Source organism: Actinomyces israelii (genome assembly GCF_030253495.1).
GTDB classification, from domain to species: Bacteria; Actinomycetota; Actinomycetes; order Actinomycetales; family Actinomycetaceae; genus Actinomyces; species Actinomyces israelii.
Window position 1 is genome coordinate 257305 of sequence record NZ_CP124548.1, and the last position, 18663, is coordinate 275967.

12 protein-coding genes are annotated in these 18663 nt (G+C 72.0%); 6 read left to right on the forward strand and 6 right to left on the reverse strand.

The genetic code is table 11. The features are described 5' to 3' along the window. Nucleotides 1–962: 962 nt before the first annotated feature. Entirely contained in the window at nt 963–1121 is a 159-nt protein-coding gene (locus tag AIF0345_RS01015; protein WP_268918300.1) for a hypothetical protein, read from the forward strand. A gap of 210 nt (nt 1122–1331) precedes the next feature. On the opposite strand, the gene AIF0345_RS01020 is transcribed toward AIF0345_RS01015, so the two are convergent. The 5 genes from AIF0345_RS01020 to AIF0345_RS01040 form a co-directional block, all read right to left on the reverse strand. After that, nucleotides 1332–2312: a hypothetical protein gene (locus AIF0345_RS01020; protein ID WP_285296875.1), complete on the reverse strand. Its 981-nt coding sequence runs from the start codon at nt 2310–2312 to the stop codon at nt 1332–1334. An 8-nt stretch (nt 2313–2320) separates the two neighbouring features. Further along, nucleotides 2321–3226, reverse strand: a complete 906-nt coding sequence (locus AIF0345_RS01025; protein WP_285296876.1) for a hypothetical protein — start codon at nt 3224–3226, stop codon at nt 2321–2323. Then, entirely contained in the window at nt 3223–4995 is a 1773-nt protein-coding gene (locus AIF0345_RS01030) for an Hsp70 family protein (RefSeq protein WP_043562569.1), read from the reverse strand. Before AIF0345_RS01030 ends, AIF0345_RS01025 begins: the two co-directional genes overlap by 4 nt. Next, the gene (locus AIF0345_RS01035; protein ID WP_285296877.1) at nt 4989–8204 is read right to left on the reverse strand and encodes an AAA family ATPase; all 3216 of its coding nucleotides are present in this window, start codon (nt 8202–8204) and stop codon (nt 4989–4991) included. Before AIF0345_RS01035 ends, AIF0345_RS01030 begins: the two co-directional genes overlap by 7 nt. A 251-nt stretch (nt 8205–8455) precedes the next feature. Then, a complete protein-coding gene (locus tag AIF0345_RS01040) occupies nt 8456–9301 on the reverse strand; it encodes a hypothetical protein (RefSeq protein ID WP_268918304.1) in 846 nt (281 codons plus the stop codon). A 1182-nt stretch (nt 9302–10483) separates the two neighbouring features. Here AIF0345_RS01040 and AIF0345_RS01045 point away from each other — a divergent pair. From AIF0345_RS01045 to AIF0345_RS01055, 3 genes are read left to right on the forward strand one after another with little or no spacing between them, the layout of a single operon-like run. Further along, entirely contained in the window at nt 10484–12121 is a 1638-nt protein-coding gene (locus tag AIF0345_RS01045) for a hypothetical protein (protein ID WP_285296878.1), read from the forward strand. Further along, nucleotides 12108–12341, forward strand: a complete 234-nt coding sequence (locus AIF0345_RS01050; RefSeq protein ID WP_268918306.1) for a hypothetical protein — start codon at nt 12108–12110, stop codon at nt 12339–12341. The genes AIF0345_RS01045 and AIF0345_RS01050 overlap by 14 nt, the downstream gene beginning before the upstream one ends. A 1-nt stretch (nt 12342) precedes the next feature. Next, nucleotides 12343–14229, forward strand: a complete 1887-nt coding sequence (locus AIF0345_RS01055; RefSeq protein WP_268918307.1) for a hypothetical protein — start codon at nt 12343–12345, stop codon at nt 14227–14229. A gap of 674 nt (nt 14230–14903) precedes the next feature. On the opposite strand, the gene AIF0345_RS01060 is transcribed toward AIF0345_RS01055, so the two are convergent. Continuing rightward, nucleotides 14904–15206, reverse strand: coding sequence for a DUF4235 domain-containing protein (locus tag AIF0345_RS01060; protein ID WP_043562555.1), 303 nt, complete (start codon nt 15204–15206; stop codon nt 14904–14906). 176 nt (nt 15207–15382) lie between these two features. Here AIF0345_RS01060 and AIF0345_RS01065 point away from each other — a divergent pair, with 176 nt between their 5' ends. Then, nucleotides 15383–16723: a YbjN domain-containing protein gene (locus AIF0345_RS01065; protein ID WP_268918308.1), complete on the forward strand. Its 1341-nt coding sequence runs from the start codon at nt 15383–15385 to the stop codon at nt 16721–16723. 694 nt (nt 16724–17417) lie between these two features. Then, nucleotides 17418–18560, forward strand: coding sequence for a thiamine ABC transporter substrate-binding protein (locus AIF0345_RS01070; protein ID WP_285296879.1), 1143 nt, complete (start codon nt 17418–17420; stop codon nt 18558–18560). The last annotated feature ends 103 nt before the right edge of the window (nt 18561–18663 follow it).

Here is an 18663-nt window from a genome sequence, read left to right on the forward strand (position 1 = left end):
CCGCCGTATCCGCCGCCGTACCCGCCGGGCGGCCCCGGCCGTCGGCCGTAGGACGACTGCGGCACCGGCGCGGGCGCGGTCACGGGCGCGGACTGCCGCACAGGTCTCACAGGCTGCCGCGCGCCCCGAGAGCGCCGCCCGCTCGCAGCAGCGCCCAGCCCTACCCCAGGGGCGCGCCCGTACCCCGAAGACCGCGGAGCCGCCCGCCGACCCCGCGGGACTCCGCGCCGCACGACCTGCACCCGCTCTTCAGCCTGCGCACGCAGCACCGCAGCCGGATCGGACTGGGCGCCCTCGGCCGATGCCGCTCGGCCCCCACGCGCACTCTTCCGGTCCTCCAGCCGATGCTCAAAGGGATCATCGAGCACCGCGACATCGAACAACGGCGAACCCATAAGAGGATCACCGAGCACAGACCCGAAAGGCGCCTCATCGAAACCCGGGTCACCAGGCACCCACCCGACGGGAGCCCAGGTGACAACACCTCCGCGACCACTCAATGTCCTCATAGGACCAGGATCTCACACCCACCCCGCCCAGCCCCCCACCCCCCGAGCCCCCTTCGAGCCTCCCCGCCCGCCGGACAGAGCCCCCGCGTTCAAACCAGAGCCCCACGACCGCGAGGGACCCCCGGAGGCGGGACACCCCCCACGATCACCGACCCGCACGAGTAACCCCAGACCGACAACAGGAGATAGGCCCCACCATCAGCAGAGCCCCGTCACACGAACACATCCTTCTCCCATCCTTCCGAGAGCAGACCCCAGAAGAATGAGAGAAAGGTATGGCTTGGGCTGCCGGGTGCGTCGGATGGGCGGGAATGAGAGGAAGGGAAAGATGGCCGGGTCTGGTGGCGAGCAGTGGACGACGTGGCCCGATTGTACTGGCATGGGGCGGATGGGGCCCAGGAGTGCGTAAAAGTCGACTGGAAGGGCATCTAGAAGTACGCTCTGCCTCATGTCATGACCTCCGGCGGGGTGGCGGCGGAGGACTACTTCCCCGTGGCGGCCTCCCTGACCCAGATCGACATGATTCTCCTGGGTCGTCTGGGCGCCTCAGTCGTGAACACGGTCGCCCGGGTTCGCGGTGAGATCATCCTCCCGCGTTCCGAGGGGCCGTGACTCGCGGGTGGGTGGGGACCTGCCCTAACGTCAACGGAACCTCGTCGCATGAACGTATCCTTCTCGCATCCTGCTGAGAGTAGAGATCAGTAGGATGCAAGAAAGGTACGTTGACGCTGAAGAGGTACGTTCACGTTTCTCGCGTTTTAGGCGGGCGCCCTGAACCGATCTCGGTGCGGAATACGACCGATCTCGGCGGAAGTCCTCCGCTCATCGCCCCGGCTCCCCGGGCGGGACCCGGCGGAACTTCTTGTCCGCCTCGTCGTCGGGCAGGTCCCGGGCGAGGGCGCGGATGTCGCGCAGCAGGCGCTCCGCCTCGGCCGACGCCGGTACCGAGCTGAGCCGGCTCAGCTCGCCGAACAGGGCCTCCGCCTCCTCCAGGCGCTGCCGCACCTGCTCGCGGTGCTCCTCCAGCGCCCGGGTCTCCTCCTTCGTCCGGCGGACGCGCTCCTCCAGCGCGTCGATCTCGCCCCGGGCGCGGTCCCGCTCAGCCGCGGCCTCCTCGGCCCGGTGCTCCAGGCGCGTGCGCTCGGCGTCGAGGTCGGAGACGGCGTGCCTGGCCGTCGCGAGCGCGGCCTCCCGGTCCTTGACAGAGGCGAGAAGCGTCTGCTGCTCCTCCTGCACAGCGTCGATGCTCTCCTGCAGCTGCTCCAGGCGGGCGCGCTCCGCGGACAGGTCGACGCCGCTGACCGCGTCGGCCTCGTGCTGGAGGCGGGTCTCCTTCTCCTGCAGGGCGACCAGCTCGGAGTACGCGCCGTCGAGGTCGTCCGCCAGGAGCTCCGCCTTCCTCTTCTCGAGCTCGGCGATCTTCGCCCCCAGCTCCAGCTCGGTGACCCGGGCCGTGTCCAGGACGATGCCGAGATCGGCGAGATGCCGCTGAAGGTCGCGGAGCAGGTCCGCATTGCGTCCGGCCGAGCCGGCGGCGTCGTCGAGAAGGGTCTCCCGGATCGCGTCGCGGGCGGGCAGGGCCTCCGTGCCGGCGACGGCGAGCCGGCGCAGCACGTCCGCGTAGACGCTGCTGTCCTCGTAGAGGCGGCGGATGACGAGATTCTGCGAGTCCTCGTCGAGGGCCGCCCAGGCGCGCGCCCATGACTCGGGGTCCTGCGCCTCGACGACGAGGGGCAGCCATCCGATCCAGGGGATCGGGCCGGAGGAGCCGGCGAGGTCGGAGAGGAAGTCGGTCAGTGGCATGGCGTCTCTCAGTCCCTACCGACCCGGAGGCGGCCCATGAGTGCGGGGCCCCTCCTGTCCGCGAGCGGCGGCGCCGCGCCCAGCTGGGTGAGGGCCTGACCCGTGCCCGTGAGCTGAGCTGAGGCCTGGTCCAGGGCGGACTGAAGATCGTGGATGAGCCTGTCCAGGCCCTGGGCGACGGCCTGAACCTGGGCGACGCGCTGCTGAGTCTCGGTCACCTGCGTCCGGAGGGACTCCAGGCGGGCCTGCTTCTGCTGCCACTCCGCCTGGACCTCGGCGAGCTCCTGCTTGGCGTGCTCGTGCTCCTGGCGCGCTTCGCGAATGCTCTCCTCGAGACGCATCTTGTTGGCCTTCAGGGCCTCCGTGTCGCCTGCGAGCCGCCTCTGCTCGGCTTCCCGCGCCTTCCAGTCGTACGCCTGCAGGGTCGACATGAGGGCCTTGAGGCGGGTGATCTCCTTCTCGAGGGCGTTGCGCTCCGCGAGCTCGGGATCGCGCGCGGCCTGGGCCCTGAGCCGCTCCGCCTCCTGCCTGAGACTCTCGATGTCGATATGCGCCTCGAGCGCGGCGCGCGCCTCCCCGGTGTCGAGCTCCGCCCTCCGCCCGATCCGCTTCAGACGCTCCAGCTGCCTGGCGGTGGCCGCCGCCGCGTCCTCGTGCGCCAGCTCGAGGGTCGGGTCGTCGAGCTCTGTCAGCTCCCTGGGCAGGATGCTGCGGATGACGTGGTCGGCGAGCGGGCCGGCGTCATTGTGGAGACGGGTCAGGAGGGCCTCGCGATCGTCCGCGTCGAGCCTCTCCCAGGCCCCGCGCCACTGGTCCGGCTCCTCGTGCGCGGCAAGCGCCAGGACGTACCACTCGTCCCAGTCCAGTTCGGACTGCGATCGCGCAAGTCGTGCGAGCATTGTCTGAAGAGTCATCGTGACGCCTTTCTGGCCTCGGCGATCTGCTGGGGGGTTCTTACTGGGGCGAGGGGCCGCTCCGACTCGTCGCGCAGAAGGATGCCGCCCGCCTGAGGACGGCGCGGACGGTGGAGCTTGCCGTCGACCTCGACGAGCCTGCGCCCGTTGTTCCCGGTGACGGTGAAGTGGAGCATGCCCTCGGTGTCCGCGGTGAGCCTCACGTCAACGTTCTTGAGCGCGTCCCCGGAACCGGACAGGGAGCGCTCCCAGGTCTGGTCGTAGGGGCTCCTCATGTCGTCGAAGACGACAATGAGCTGGGTGAACAGGTCGTTGGCCTCGATGTCCAGCGTCCCGAAGCCGAGGTCCTTCAGGCCGACCGTCGCCGGCAGGCGGGCCCCCTTGACCAGGAGCGGCGAGGCGATGCAGCGGCGGGAGTCGTCCAGGTCGAGCTTGTCCGCCATGCTCTCGGGGACCGTCACCTCCAGCCCGACGTCCCACAGGAGGCGCTCCTCAATGGTGATTCTTCCCGAGGCGACGAGCGCGGCGCCCATGGCGACCGCCGTGGAGAGCCTCGACTCGTTGAGCCGGAGCCTGCCGAGGCGGTCGAGGATGCTGCGCGCCTCCGAGCGCGTGGTGAGCTCGCGGATCACGGGCTCGATCACCTGGGAGCGCAGGCCGCCGATCCTGCTGCCGCCTCCCGTCATGAGGACCGCGTAGGGGAGGTGGCCCGGCTCCCCGATCCGGGACAGGAAGCGGGTGAGGAGCTCCTTGGCGCTCTCGAAGAAGGGGCCCAGGCGCGCGAGGTAGTCCGAGCGCGACATCGGCGTCGTCACGAGGGCGTCCCCCACGGTCGAGCTGATCGGGACGACGCGACGCCCCCAGCTGCCCTTCACCCGGTCATCGAGGTCGTTGCGCCCCTCGGCCATCCTGAAGGCCTCGGACAGCGTGTGCAGGTAGCCGGTCTCCGCCGCGGCGAAGGCCTCGCGGAGCCAGCCGTTCTCCTCGCCCTCCAGCGAGCTCAGCACCGCCTCGGCGGTGCTCGGCACGCCGATCCCGGTCTGGGCGGCGATCGCCTCGAGGTGCTTGCCGAGCAGGAGCGCGGTGGCGTAGTCGCCGCCGACGTCGTTGTTGATCGCATCGACGACGACGAGCTCGCTGGGGGACTTGATCCGCACCAGGCTCAGGTCGGTGGTCCCGCCGCCGATATCGACGATCAGCAGGTCCTTGCCGGTGAAGGCCGAGGCGTCGCCGACGGCGTGCAGCGCATACGCGGCGGCCGCGACGGGCTCGTCGACCGTCCTGTCCAGGACCTTCGTCTCCAGGGGGCGGCCGCCCGCCCGCGCCGCTCGCGCGGCCTCCCGGGTCGCCAGGCACTTCTCGACGTGCTCGCGGCGCCAGCCGTGAGGCACGGTGACGACGACGGACTCCACCTCCTCGCCGCCCAGGCCCCCGGTGATGCTCTTCATGACGTGCTCCACGAGCCATGTCGTCAGCAGCTCGGGGGTGATGGGCCTCGGGCCGTCCCCCCAGTCCTGGGTCGCGAGGATCGTCTGGTTCGCCATGGACATCTTCCACCTGCGGAAGGTCTCCGCGGGGTTCGCGTCCGGGTCGGCCCAGAAGTTGCGGGCCGCCGCGCCCACGGTGAGGTTGCCGCCGGTCTCCTCGACGTGGATGACCGACGGCAGCAGGTCGCTGTCCTCGAACTTGTGGATTGCGACCTCCCCCTTGCCGTCGACTTTGGCCACGACCGTGTTCGACGTCCCGATGTCGATCCCGATGCTCACCACGATGAATCCGCCTCCTTGACTTCCGATTGACTCCGGTCCTGTTCCGGCACCCCGGTGCCCTCGCGGTCGCGCCCGTCGCGCTCCAGCAGGCTGCGCACCTGCTCGATGCGCACCATCACCTTGACGGTGCTGCCCACCCCGCCCCGCACGAGGCCGACCGCGGCCCCCTGCGAGGGGTCGATGAGGGGGCCTCCGCTGGCGCCGTGCTCGACGGCGCCGGCGACGTCGAAGACCTTCTTCGACCGCATGTTGCGGCTGACCCGGACCTGGACGATGTGGGGGTCCTCGCCGGGCTGCCAGTGGTGGTACCCCGCCGCCCACAGCTCGCTGCTCACGGGCACGTCCCGGCTGTGCCCGAGCGGCAGCGGCCGGCGGCCGGCCACCGCCTGCGCGGGGACCCGCAGCAGCGCCGTGTCCGTCTCCTCATCGACCGCCACGACGCCGGCGCTGATCTGTTTCGGGCCGATGTGGGCGGTCACCCGCGTCGCGTCCTGGAGGACGTGGGCGGCCGTGGCCACCAGCCCGGAGCCGACGACGAGGAACCCGGTCCCCATGGCCTGGCAGTCCTCCTGGTCGACCACGAGCGGCAGGACCGCGTCGCGCAGGCACTCCTCGCACTCCGAGGCGCTCATCGCCCCCGACGGCGGGGGCGGCGCCGCGTCAGGGCGGGACGGGGCGGCCGGGTCGAGAAGCCGCGCGAGCCGCGGATCGGCGTCGTGCACCGCGGCGAGCAGGTCCTCGCCGGTCAGGCGGGCCGCGTCATCGTCGGGATGCGCGCGGGTGCGCGAGATCATGGCCTCCTTCGCCTGCCGGTACATGCCGACCGCCCACCGCGCGTTGCCGAAGCCGGGCCCGGCGACGCTGCGCGCGATCGGCGCCAGTGAGACGAAGCGCTGCTCGAAGCCGGCGGCCAGGCGGTACCTCTCCGCCTGCGCGCGCCCGCGCATGATCGCCAGCAGCTCGGCGGTGGACAGGGGCTCGAAGACGATCTCCCGGGGGAACCTGTCCTTCAGGCCCGGATTGCGGGTCAGGAAGTCATCCATCTCCGCCTTGTAGCCGGCCAGGACGACCAGCGTGCGGCGGTTGGCCGGCCGGGTGGTCTCCGCGACCAGGGTGTCGATGACCTCGGCGCCGTAGCCGTGCTCGGCCGGGACGCTGTAGGCCTCGTCGATGAGGAGCACGCCGCCGCGGGCCGCCCGGAAGAGCTCCCTGACCTTCTCCGGGGTCTGGCCTGAGTAGCCGGCCTGGAGGTTGGCGCCCGTGGCGGCCGTGACGGTCGGGCGGTCGAGGAGGCCGACGCCGTACAGGTAGGGCGCGATGACCGTCGTCGCGATGGAGGTCTTGCCGGTGCCGGGCGGCCCGACGAAGCGCAGCCCGTCGGCGGCCGGGCGGGGGCGGCCCGTGCGCAGGCAGTGCGCGAGGTAGTCCCGCTGGGACTCCAGGTAGCGGCGCAGGGCGTCCAGGCCCGTGTACTTCCCGAGCGCCTCCAGCGCCTGCGCGACCAGGGCGCCGTCGGTGCTGATGACCGCCGGGATGTCCTCAGCCCCGATGACGCCGGGGGCGGCCTGCGGCCTGGAGTCGTGCGCGCGGCGGATCTCCTGCCAGGTATTGCGGGCCCCGCCGGCGTTGCCGAAGCCCGCGTCCAGGCGCCGGTCCGCGAGCAGCCGAGCCAGGGGCGCCTCCGCGGTCCGGTCGAGGGCGAAGCCGTCGTCCCGCGCCATCGCGCGCACGACCCGCCCGAGCTCCTCGACCGTGTAGTCGTGGAAGGACAGGACGTTGGGGAAGCGGCGCGGCAGGCCCGGGTCGGCGCGCATGAGCCGGTCGATCTGATCGGAGTAGCCGGCGAGGATGATGACGGTGTTGCTGCGGTGGTCCTCGGCGAAGACCAGCAGGGGGTCGATCGCCTCCCGGGAGTGCCGGTCCCTCATCAGGTGGTGCGCCTCGTCGATGAGGACGACGCCGCCGACGCCCTCGCCGAGCCTGGCCTGCATCCGCGCGCCGGTCTCGCCGGCGTGCATGACCTCGCCGAGGGGGATCTCGACGACCTTGTCGGTGGGCAGGAGCCCGAGCGCGTGGAAGAGCCGGGCGGCGATGCGGGCGACCGAGGTCTTGCCCGTGCCCGCGGGGCCCTTGAAGACCATGTGCATGGTGGCCTGCGGGATCGTGCCGCGCTCGCGCAGGTCGGCCCGGCGGCGCCGGGCGAGGGCGGGCAGGCTGTGCATATAGGCCTTGATGTCCTTCAGGCCGATGAGCGAGTCGAGGTCGCGGAAGACGGCGTCCACCCGGTCCGCGTCCGGCTCGGGCAGCCTCAGGAACGCGTCCGCGGTCATGATCCGGGAGTCCCGGGCCGCGGAGGCGGCCCGCCTGAGGGCGCCGTGCAGGTCGGTGCCCGCGGCCAGGTGGGCTGCGATGCTCCCGGTGTGGCGGATGGCCAGATCGTGGCGCAACGAGACCCGTATCAGGGCGGCCTCGACCTCCTCCGGCCGCGGGGTCGGCAGCCCGAGGGCCTTCACGGGGCTGTTCCACAGGGCGAAGGCCTCGAGCTCGTCGCGGGGGTCGAGCAGGACGAGCAGGAGGCCGGTGCTCGCCCGGGCGCGCTGGACCAGCATCCGCATGGTCCGCTGGAGGTCGCGCAGGGCCTCGGGGCCGGCCTCCTCGCACTGCTCCGGCAGGCCCTCGACGACGGCGATGATGCTGCGGCCCTTCGGGTTGCCGAATGCGGCGGCCAGGCGGGCGAGCTGGTTGAGGTAGCCCTGGCCGTCGGCGCGCGAGCGGGCTGTCTCCGCAGCACGCCGGGCGGGCTGGCCGGCCTGTTCGGTCTGCTCTGCCTGGCCGGCAGGCTGGGCCTGCGGTGGGCCGGCCGGCTGGGCCGCCTGAGTCGCCTGGGGCGTGTGAGCCTCGCGGCCGTCGTCGGAGCCCGGGGTGCCGGCGGGATCGTAGCGGTGGGCCGGCCGGCCTCTGGGCTGGAGCAGGTCCAGGAGGGCGGCGGCATCGTCGTCGGGGCTGAGATCGCCCTGGGCGGTGAGGGTCACGGCGACGACGTCGGGGTCCTGCTCCCGCGCCCAGTGCCGGATGGTCTCCGCCAGCGGGAGGCAGCCGAGGTAGGCGTCGTGGAAGAAGATGTCGTCCGTGTTCGCCGTCAGACGCCACACGGGCTCCACGGCATTGAGCTCGCGACCGTAGAGGAAGCGGTGAGCTCGTGAAACCATGGGCGGCTCCTTCGAGGGCGGACGGCGCGGACGAGGCGGGCTGAACGGCGGACGTGTTGGCGGTCAGGATGCCAGCATCCTGTGACGGACGTGAAGGCCGGCCGGCGTCGCGCTCCCACTGTGACGGATGCGGATGCGGGCCGGGGTCGCGCCCCTGGGCGCCCAGCGGGGGCCTCTGGGCGCCCGGAGGCGTCGGGCTGAGACGTATTGCCGCCGTGAGAGCCCGTCGCCTCCTTTCCCGGCCGCGATCGTTAGTCGAAGTCCTCTCCTGTGCCTACCAGCAGTGGGCCGGGGGCCGAGAACATGAATGCCACGATTGATGCAGCGAGTGTGAGAAGAAGGGTGGAGGCAATGAAGAGGACCCAGGACATTCCGGTGCGGAACCACGGGGCGGGGCTCCAGGGGAACCACGAGGTTGTGAGGGCGGGGAGCTCGCAGCCCTGGAGCGCCGGGATGACGTCGGCGTGCTGAAAGGCGAGGACGAGGGATACTGGTGTTACGAGCGCAATCATTGCCCGAAGCGCCTCCACGAGGAGGCGGTCTGGACTGCCTTTTCTGAGTCCTATGTAGGCGAAAGTGGGCAGCTGGAGGATGCAGCAGAGCGCGATGAACCCCACGAACATGATGAGCAGTGGGGCGACCGTCTGGAGGGCGGACGCTCCGAGGCGGATAATCGTCCACTGGCCGTCGTCGGGCGCGAGATGGGCCATGAGAGCCGAGTACTGATCCTTCGCGACGCACGAGCGGGCGGGCGCGGAGCGGTCGACAGTGAGAAGGACCCCGAGGACGAAGGGGATGAAGAGCGAGGCCTGGGCTATAACGACGTGCTTTCTGGCTCTGCGCTTCTTGCGCCTTATTGATGATCTCCTGATTCGCTGAGGTCTCCGAGATTCTTTCGGCCGCGAGGACTCGGGGGAGGTGCGGTCGTCGGGGGTCTCGGGAGACTTCTCCCCCGGGGTGCCGGGAGGCTCAGGCTTCCTCTTCGGGATGCCGGGGCGTCTGGGCTCCTTTACCGGCGTGCTGGGGCGTCTGGGCTCCTTCGCGGAGTCGCTGGAGGGCTCCGGCTTCTTCTCCTGGTCGCGGATGACAATTCCCAACTGGACTCCTCGGGCGGTTGGGGGCCTCTCGGGCGGGCGGCCGAGGGGCGCTATAGGACAGATACGGTTACAGATACGGTCATGACCGCCGTATTGCGCGGCGGCGGGATGGGTGCTGATGAGTCGCGTCGGCGTCGTCCGGCCGGGCATGAGCGCCGTGCGGTGGGCGTGCACGTCCGTGCGGGCCTGCGCCCGGGGCGGCGAATCCTCATGGTGATGTGGCGGCCTCACCTCTCGTACATCGCCCGCTGCGCCGGCGAGCGCTGAGGCGGTGCCCCGTTGCGTGAGTCCCCGCTGGCGAGTACATCTGGCCTCCTTCGCCTGTCGCTGGTGCGCGTTGCGGCGCAGCGAGTCTAGATGGCGCCCGCCGGGCTGTGGAGCGGAATACCTGTATAAGTTGTTGTACTTGTGATGGAGTCGGTGTCGTATGACAATGCCGGCTCTCGGCAGAAGAGGTGCGGAGACGATCCGGCCCGTTCCGTTGAGGCCGATCGTCTCGTTGATCGGCGTCGCCCACCACCGTGGAGACTACGAGGGCATGGTCCCTGCCCGATGAGTGATTCTGAGGGCCGGGTCGGGCGGGCGGTGGGCCCCGACGTCAACGGGGGTTCGTTCACGTTGCAAAGGTACGTTCATGTTCCGGCGCGCCCCGTACGGGTGCCCGGGCGCCGCGCCCCGCCCCCGGCGACCTCCGCCGCCCTCTTGGCCGAGATCGGTAGATCTCCGGCTCGAGACCGGTTCAAGAGGGCTTGCGGACGCCCGCCGCCGGGCCTCCGCCCGACCTCCGGGACGCTTCAAGACAAGACCCCCGGGAGGTCGACACCGACCTGAGGGGCCGCAGCGCCAGGCGGCGCCTCGAACCGATCTCGACGCGGAGTGCGGAGATCAGCCGATCTCGAGCGGCCCGTGTCCGTCACAGGAACACGGGAGCCCCGCCCCGGCGCAGTGGGGCAGCGGGAGCCCTGGGAGCCCTGCCCCGGCACGGAGGGGTGCTCGTCCGTGACGGCGCCTCACCGGGGCGCAGGCCCGGTTCGGCGCGGCGGGCCGACCCCATCCCGGAAGAGGAGGTACCGGCAGTCAATGAGATGCCATAACATGGCGCTGGGACCCTGTGAGTGCCCGGGGGTGGGGATGAGTCCGGAGTTCGTGTCCGACCGAGGGCATCAGCGGCGCACCGCGGAGGTGAGCAGGCTTGACAACGTGCTGCGCTCGGCGTGGGGATCGCTGCTTGAGCAGGCCGAGGACGACGTCAGGATGTGGACCATCGGCCTGCAGCGGCGGGGCCGGTCGCCCAAGTCGGGCGCAAGGGTCGGGCTCCCCAGCCAGGATGTGTGGTCGGCGTTCCTCGGCGACATCCTCGACTCCCGCGGGCTGGCGACCAGGGCGCGGATGGTCGAGCGCCACTCGGTCGCCGCCGCGGAGGCGGCGCGCATCGGCGAGGCTATCGACTCCCAGCGGGACAGCATCCTCAGCTGCCTGGGCTGGGCGACCGCATTCGTCGGTCTTTACTACGAGGACGAGGAAGCCGCCGATTTCCGCGAGGCCCTGGAGACCGACCGCCGGCTCCCCAGGCAGGAGCTGCGCAGGCGCCTGCTTCCCGAGGTCTGGCGGGCTGTGGCCGACGAGAGGCTCGAGCCGTGGGACAGTGGCATCGACCGGTCCGCACTGCGCGAGTGCCTCATCAATATGCTCGTCCTGGTGGCTGACAAGGCGACGGTCGGCGACGTTATCGAGCTCGTGGGCGACCAGGAGATCCACGACGAGCTCGACGGCGCTCTGTCCCGCTGGGTCGCGCCCCCGGGCCGGGAGGGGGCGGGGAGCGTGGGCGCGGCGGCCGGCGGCCCGCCGGTGCTGGACGCGTTCTGGGCCGTGGCCTGCCAGAACCGGAGCGCTGACGGGGGGATGGAAAGGGCGTGGGACGAGGCCCGGCGACTCATCGAGCCCGACGCCGACGCCGACGACGACGGCGTGCGCGCCCGCGTCGCGCAGATGGAGGCGGGTCTCGAGCTTCAGGCGGAACAGCTGCTGGTCGATAAGGCCGAGGCCTCGTCCTTGAGCCGACGCGTGCCGTTCGGGCGGATCGACGCCCCGCGGGCCCGGCGCGACGCCGACCAGGCCGAGTGCGCCGACAATGCCGACAATGCCGGTATTGCCGGTATTGCCGGTATTGCCGGTATTGCCGACGACACAGCGGGAACCGCCGTCCTCGAGCTCGACTTCATGGGGCGGGTCCGGCGCTGCATGCGCGGGGCCGTCAGCCGCAGGGCCCTGAGAGGGACTCTGGCCGACGAGGCGTCGCGGTGCGGCCACTGGTCCGGGCTGGGGGACCGGACCGATCGGGCCGTTCTCCTCGAGGGCATGATGTCGTCCGCCCTCGTGCCGGGCGACATCGAGAGGCGCAACAATGTCGCCGCGCGCCGCCTGCACGACTACTCGCCCGCCCCGTGCGGCGGGCTGGCCGGCATTCTCTCCTTCCACTGCTGGGAGGCGCTGCCGACAATGAGATACGCGCTGGAGGCCTCGAGCTCGGTCATCTACGACGACGAGGACGAGGACCTCGACGACCCCTGGTCCGCGAGCACCCTCAGCCTCGGCTCGCTCCGGGCCCAGGACCTGGCGCAGCGGATTCCTCCGCGCTTTGCGCGCACCCTGTGGAGCCGACTCCACTACTGGGAGTTCATCAAGCGCGACCGAACCTGGACGTGGAGCACAATGGTCAGCAAGTTCTCCCTGATACTGAAAGACGTCAACAGATGGATCGAGAAGGGCCGCGAGGACGCTGACGAGACCGCCGTCGTGTACGGAGGTGAGCGGTCATGAGCCGTCCGGTCCCGCCCCCGCCGCCTCCGGCCGGGGCTTCTTCTCCGGCCGCGCCGCCGCCGGGCTCGCCCCCGCCACCGCCCCCGATCTCGCCACCGCCGTCGGGGCCAGTCCCGCCTCCACCGCCCTCGGGGGCGGCCCCGCCATCGCCCCCGGTCCCGCCCCCGCCGCCGTCGAGCGCGCCCCCGCCCCCCGGTGCGGCGGACGAGGGGCCGGATAGGGTGATCGTCCGGCGGGACGAGTACGGCGTGCTCATCTGCCCGGACGGGCGCGAGCCGGCCGAGAGCCTCGGGTGCCCGTCGCTGCCGGTGGACGGGGGCTCCGTCTTCTGCGACCTGGGCATGGGCCCCGCCGCCGCTGCCGCCCCGGCCTACATCGGGGCCACGATCGTGACCGGCACCGTCCCCGCCTGGGTGGAGGCCGTCTACGGCCCGTCCGTCGCCTCGGCCGCGGAGCGGGCGCTCGCCGGAGACCCCGCCGCCGGGACCGTCCAGACGCTCCGGACCGACTGGCGCCGGCGCCCCACCGCCGCCGCCCGGGCCCTCCACCGCCTGGCGGTGGGAACCTGGATGCGCCGCTACTGGCCCTCCCCGGACGACGGCCGCCCCTGGGCGACCCCCGACCGGACGCTGATCGACCTTGAGACGGCGGCCCTGGCCGCGGCCCCCGAGCTCGCCCCCTGCTTCGCCGACAGCGCCCTGGCCCGCCACCTGCTGCGGCGCTCCCGGAGGGGTCTGCGCGCCGTGTGCCAGGACGTCCTGGAGCGCGGCGCCGGCTCCCGGGTGGCCGACCGGCTGCGCACGGTGCTCTCCGCGGACCTCGCCCTGGCCTGTGAGGAGGCCGAGGAGCACGGCGACGAGGCGCGGCTCGCAGAGCTGGGGGCCCTGGCCGACAGGCTCGACGCCGGCTTCGACGTCGTGCCCGCGCCGCCTGCGGGGCCCCGGGCGCAGGGGCCCGCCGTGCCCGCGCCGTCCGGCCTGGGCGCAGTGTGGACCGAGGCCCCGCGCGGGCCCGCCGGCGGGAGCGGGGTGTGGGACGAGCGGGACACCATCGACTGGGGGAACAACGCCCGCGCCCTCTTCGACACCCGCACCGGCGCCGTGCGCCGCGATGTCTACGAGCGCGACGGCGCTCGCGGGCTCCTCATCGAGGCGCCCCTGGCCCCCGGGCTGCCCCCGGGGCGCCGCATTCCGCGCTGCACCGCCCGGGTCTGCCTGGAGGGGGTGCGGGCTCCGCTGCTCGTCGCGCTCACCCGGCGCGGGGACCGCATGGTAGGGGAGGCCGCCCTGGAGGGGACGGCGCGCGTCGAGTGCGTCGACGTCGTGAGCGTGCCCCGGCCGGGGCCGCCGCGGCTCGGGGCGCGCCGGGAGGCGATGCGCGCCGAGCAGGAGGTGGCGACCCAGTGGGCCTGGCGGCGCGGGCTCGACGACATCCCGCAGGAGCTGCCCGCCGAGCTCGTGCCGGAGGTCTTCGACGCCGGGCTGCCCTGGCTCGGCGAGCTCGTCACGGCCGAGGACCCGAGGGGGCCGGCGGCTCCGGGGGCTGCGTCTGCCGGGCCCGCCGCCGGGGCCGCGGAGTCCGCTGCCGAGCCCGGGGACTCCGACGCCGGGGCCGCCTTCGCCGGGCCGCGGGTCCGCCTGGACCGCTTCGTGCTCGCCGCCGCCGAGCACACGACGACGTCGGTCGAGGGGCGCAACCGCGTCGGGGACCTCGAGCTGCACGTGGTCGGCCTCACCGCCTCGCGCGTCGTCGTCACCGTGACCGCGGACCCGAGGATCGCCCGCAACCTGGATGTCGCCATGCTCAGAAGCGCCGCCGACGGCGAGGGCGGCGAGGGCGAGGAGCTGGAGCTCGCCGTCGTCCTCACCCCCGACGCCGGGGGGCTGCTGTCCGGCGGCACGGTCATCTCGGGCCACAACCGCTGGGTCGATGTCACCCTGGGGGCGCCGCGGCCGCTGCGGGACCTCGACGAGGACCTCGCCCCGGTCATCTCCGCCAGCGTGCGGTCGGTCTCCACCCAGGAGGGCCGGCGGGCCTGGATCGACGCGGCCCGCACCCTGCCCAAGGGGCACCGCCTGCGCGCCGCCGTCCGCGAGGGGCTCTCCTGATGGGAGTGCGGCGCACGACGGCGTCGAGGGCGCTGACCGTACTGAGGGCGCTCGCGGCCTGCTGCCTGCTCGCGTCCTGCACGGGCGTGTCGGGCGACCAGGGCGGGTCGGGCGGGCGCGGCGTGTCGGGCGGGCAGAGCACGACGGCGAGCTCCGCGGGGACGACGGTCGATCCCTACGGGCTGCTGAACGCGGAGGTCCCCGCGCTGTGCGACCACTCCGCCGGCGGCCGTCTGATCAACGGCAGCCTGCCCGACGCCGGCGCGCAGGGAGGGCGGGTGAGCCTCCGGAAGGACGTCCTGTCGGCGGTGACCAGCGCGTCGTCGTCGGACGTCCTGGCCATTGGCACGGACCCCTCCGCCGCTATCGCCGCCGCGGTGTCGTGCGAGCAGCAGGAGGGCGCGGCCCGCTCCGAGAGGCATATGTCCTGGCCCGATGCGGTAGTGGTGTGGGACGACGCCTTCAACCTCGTGGCCTGGGTCGACCTGAGCGGCACCGAGGGCGAGCGCGGGCGCATCAACGCCATTGAGATCAGCGGCACCGACATGCAGATCAAATGGACCTACGCGGGCGACGGCGACCAGACGACCAGCAGCGGCACCTACTCCGCGCAGGGGCATGTCGATGTCGCCGAGGAGCAGGGCGGGCGGGCCGGCCCCGGCGTCGTCCCCGGCTCAGGCCTCCAGGGCCCCGGGGCGCCCGCCGTCCGAACGGCTCAGGCTGCGCCTGCTGCGCCACCTGGCGGCCTGGCGCAGGGTGAGCTGGCGCGTGAGGGACATGGCCGCACCCGAGACGACCGCGAAGGCGACGACCTCGCCGAGCCGGTAGTTCAGCACCTGGTCGTCGTCCTGGGGCGCGGGCCGCCCGGTGGCGGCCTTCCAGCCGGCGGCGACAACCTTCTCGGCGACAATGCTGGAGGCCAGCAGGATCAGGGCCGAGGCGGCCGCCCAGGCGAAGTCGTTCTTGCTGTCGGACATTATGGCTCCGTTCTTCGATTCGTGGGCCGACGGCGGCGTGCGCGGCTCCCGGCGTCGAGATAGACATTTTAGGACGAGATAGACGGTGTCACCGCCGACCTCGTACGAAAATGTCTATCTCGACAGTGCGGGGGCGCCGTGAGACTGTGAGGCTCCGCAACCGTCTGGAGGAACCCTTGGCACGACGCAGCAGGAAGCAGAAGACAGGCACCCGGTCCCACAGCGGCGGCACGCCCGCCCGGCTGACCCCCAAGCGCCTGGAGCGGGCGGCGGCCGAAGTCTTCGGCCAGGACTACGCGGTGGCGCCCGACAAGTCGGTCTGGGTGAGCCTCGGCAGCAGCAGGGGCGTGTTCATGGTGGACAACGACTGTCTCAGGCTTGTGGTCCAGTGGGCGCCGCGGGCCCCCTCGGCGCTCGAGGGGGTGATGGGGGTCGTTGTCAACACCTGGAACCGTCGTCTGGGCGTCCCGGCTGCCAGCGTCGTCGTCGATGAGGACGTCCTGCTGCAGCTCAGTGGCGTCCTGAGCGTGCCTCTCGGGGGCGGGGTGACGGACGCGCAGCTCGTCTTCCACCTGCGGGACGCCGTTGACAGCAGCCGCGAGATGTTCGACTACCTGGAGAACGTGCTCCCGGAGAGCAGGTTCGACGAGATCGCGAAGAGAGTGGGCATCGACCTCTACGGCGAGACCAGCCCCGATGCGGTCATCGCCACCGCCAAGCGGTACATGGCGCAGGCCGAGGGGCTCATGTACGCGGACTCCGACAAGGCGGCCGAGCTGATCGGACGCGCGGGTGAGTGCGTGACGCGCGCCGGGCTGGATCCGGAGGAGATCGGCATCGATGCGGGGCTCGCCCGAGTGCTGAACAAGCAGCTCCGCGACCGGGGAACGTCCCGGGAGGAGCTCGCCGGCGAGCTCGAACGTCTTCTGCGCCGGGACAGGGACGGGGCGGCGTTCGAGAACAAGTTGTTGCGGGATTCTCACGAGTCTCGGAACCGGCCCGAGAACAGGCGGACGCGGATGGCGCAGCGCGTGGCGGCCCTCCTGGAGGGGCTCGGCGTGCAGCCGGCCGCCGACCCCGAGGACAACGAGCGCCTCGTCGCCCGGCTCGACGGGAGCACGCTGACGATCAGCACCACGGATCAGCGGCTGGACGTCGTCTGCCGTTTCGACGACCTCACCGTGCCCGCCCCGGACGACGATCAGACCTCCACCGCGCTTGTGGTCGCCAGAGCCTGGAATCAGGGTTTCAGCGCCCTGGCCGTACGGGTCACCGGGGCGGGGCCGGCAGATGGCAGGTACAGGGGCGAGCCCGGTGCAGGTCTGGGGACGGGCGCCGATGCTCCGCTCGGGGTCGAGGGCTACGCCTGCTGGCTCGAGCGTCCCGGAATGACCGACCGGCAGCTGACGGCCCTGCTCGAGGCTGTTCTCACCGAGGCGCCGAAGCTGTCCACCTTCTGGAGGGAGAACGTCGCCGACGCCGAGGACGAGCGTGAGTTCCTGAGGCGTCAAGGCTGATTCCGACGCCCCCTCTGCCGAGATCGGTCGAGGCTGTTCGGGTGGGTACGGGGCCGGGCTGCACATGGGAGAGCGGGAACTTTACGGAGCCAATGCGATCTTTCGTTGGAATTCTGCGGATATGCGAAAGCCGTCAAGATTAGTTGACGGGCTCCCATGTGCGCCGAGGGGGTCTGTGCACATGGGAGAGGCGCGCCGGTGCTTGTTGAGATTCCGTTCCCGCGCGATTCCGCGGTTCTGTTCAGCACGGGTCGCAAACGAATGTGCAACATCCCCGCTCCGGCGCTCGCGGGCACCGGCCGGGCACCGGCCGACTGCTTGCCGCGCCGCCTTTTCCGGCCGAGGCCGGCCTCCTGGAGGTTTCGGAAAGTCTCGGAGAGTCTCGGAGTGCCGATGGAGCTCCGACAGCGGGCGCCCGCCGGGATCGGTCCGGCTCCAGCGTGAGGACTCCAGAATCGACCACCTGGGAACCGATCATCTAGGCTTGCCCCTGCGACAGGGGAGCGCCCCGACGTCGGCCCCGGGGCCCGAGCCGCCCCGCACCGGCGGCAGCGGCGCTGAGAGTGCGGGCGACCGCAGACCCTCGAACCTGCTCCGGTTAGCACCGGCGAAGGAAGTCGAGTCGAATCTCCCCGGGCGCGCGGACACCGGCCCGTCGCGCCCGGGCCCTCCCGGCACCCATCCAGGAGGAACCATGACCACCCATTTCACCAGTGCACTGCCCGACCGCGCATGGTCCCCGCGCCGCGCCTCGCTTCCGCGCCGCACCCGGACGTCCCGCCGCACCCTGCTGGCCGGCTCCGCGGCCACCGCCGTCGGCCTGGCGCTCGCGGCCTGCGGCTCCAAGGGCTCCGGCGGCTCGGGCTCGGCCGGCGACACCGTCACCGTCGTCACCCACGACTCCTTCTCCGTGCCCGACGACCTCATCACCGCCTTCAAGGAGGACACCGGCTACACCCTGAAGACGGTCGCCTCCGGGGACGCCGGGGAGCTGACCAACAAGCTCGTCCTGACCAAGGACGCGCCGCTGGGCGACGCCTTCTTCGGCGTGGACAACTCCTTCGCCTCCCGCATCCTGGACGAGGGGGTCCTCGACACCTCCGTCGCCGTCGACCTGCCCGAGGGCGCCGACCAGTACGTCATCGACGGCACCCCGGCGCTGACCCCCATCGACTTCGGCGAGGTCAGCATCAATGTCGACACCGCCTGGTTCGCCGCGCACGGCGCCACCCCGCCCACCGCCTTCGAGGACCTGGCCAAGGCCGAGCACAAGGACCGGTTCGTCGCCATCAACCCCTCGACATCCTCCACCGGCCTGGCCTTCCTGCTGGCGACCGTCGCGCACTTCGGCACGGCGGAGACCGGCGGCTTCGCCGACTACTGGAAGCAGCTCGCCGCCAACGGCATGCGGGTCGACAAGGGCTGGACCGATGCCTACTACACCGACTTCTCCGGCGGCGGGAAGGGCGGCGCCTACCCGATCGTCGTGTCCTACTCCTCCTCGCCCGCCGCGACCCTGACCGAGGACGGCTCGGCCTCGACCACCGCCGCGCTGCCGGCCACGGCCATCCGCCAGGTCGAGTACGCCGGCGTCCTCGCCGGGGCCGCCAACCCCGATGGCGCCAAGGCCTTCCTGACGTGGATGCTGTCGGCCGACGTCCAGAGCTCCATCCCCGAGAGCATGTACATGTACCCGGTCAGCCCCGACGCCGTGCTGAGCGAGGAGATCAAGAAGTTCGGCGCCGCCTCCGACAAGCCGGTGACCGTCGCCGCCGACGACATCGCCGCCAACCGCGAGGCCTGGCTGGAGACCTGGACGGAGGCCGTCGGCGCGTGAGGGGCCCGCTGGGCGGCTGGCTGGGCAGCCGGTTGAGGAGCCTGCGCGCGCGGCGCACCCGGGAGGCGGCCCGCCCGGACGGGCCGCGCCGTCGGCCCGAACC